The following is a 1,147-nucleotide window of genomic DNA, read 5'->3' on the forward strand; positions in this document are numbered from 1 at the left end:
CCAATGACAGTTTGATCATCACTAAATTTTTCCTGCACTAGGATTTGGGAATCTATATTAATGCTTTGGAAACCCTGATGTAATCGATAGGCAGCACGAGCAGCTCCACCAGATATATCGAAACTACTAACAATTAGAGTCTTCATGGTTTAATACCTTCCATGAACAGTGAATCAGGTTTACGCACTTTGCCCTCAAGCATATCTAGACCGTAGCTATTAAAATCTTGAATACGGCTTGAATCAGCACCACAAACGCGCACCTCTACAAATCCTGAGCGCTCCAGCAGTCGTCGTAAAGAAAACCGGTCATACATCCAATAATGAATTTCACCTGAATTCCGAAACAACCCGACTTCAAATGCTTGTCGTGCTTCATTCCCTGCGATCAGAGTCACTAGATATTTGGCAATACTAGTTCTGAGATTAAACTTCCTCAAGGTTTTGTAAAACCAATACCTATCCTTAGATGCTAGTCGCTCTATCCAGGATTTTTTTTCAGAGTTTTTCTCCAAAAATAGATCAGCATTGCTACCGATACGAGATCTGATAAACTCTTTATTCGTAAGATTAGGGTCAGCTAAATAACTAGCCATTTCACCACCTTTAACGTGGCGCACTGTCTGGTCATAAAGTTCTAACATTATCCAGTCATAGTTAGCCTCTGCTTCCGTAACACCAGACTCAACCTGTTCTAAAGTAGAGATATAATGTTTAGCTATTGATTCTAGATCAGGAACAACTGCCCTAATTATTCCCTGTGGCTTAAGAATGCGCCAACACTCAGCAATAAGTTGATCAGCATCATGCTGCTTGAGGTGTTCTATTACATGAGAACTATAACAAGCATCAAAATAAGCATCAGGATAGGGCAACTTTTTCCTGATATCATGATTATGAATATCGGATGATTGTGGTGCTAAATCAACGTTAGTCCACGCCGGATGATTAGAATATGTAGAGCCGCAACCTATATTTATTAGTTTTAACATCAACCTACCATAAAACTAACATCACTAACGATATGGCAAAGGGAGTAGGGAGTAGGGAGTAGGGAGTAGGGAGTAGGGAGTAGGGAGTAGGGAGTAGGGAGTAGGGATGTCGAAGACCGCGCTGGATCGCTTCTGCCTTCTGCCTTCTGCCTTCTG

Annotated in this window: 1 protein-coding gene; it reads right to left on the minus strand. The window is 41.2% G+C overall.

Features of this window, described 5'->3' with window-relative positions; genetic code table 11:
• Positions 1-142: 142 nt before the first annotated feature.
• Positions 143-991 carry a methyltransferase domain-containing protein gene (locus F6K51_RS37855; RefSeq protein ID WP_293031465.1) on the minus strand — a complete coding sequence of 283 codons (849 nt, stop codon included), beginning with the start codon at positions 989-991 and terminating at the stop codon, positions 143-145.
• Between the last annotated feature and the right edge of the window lie 156 nt (positions 992-1,147).

This window comes from Moorena sp. SIO3I8 (assembly GCF_010692325.1).
In the GTDB taxonomy this organism is placed as follows: Bacteria; Cyanobacteriota; Cyanobacteriia; order Cyanobacteriales; family Coleofasciculaceae; genus Moorena.

What these genes read in the sequence shown, in the direction of transcription:
- F6K51_RS37855 (WP_293031465.1), bottom strand. Translation starts at nt 991, where the DNA reads ATGTTAAAACTAATAAATATAGGTTGCGGCTCTACATATTCTAATCAT.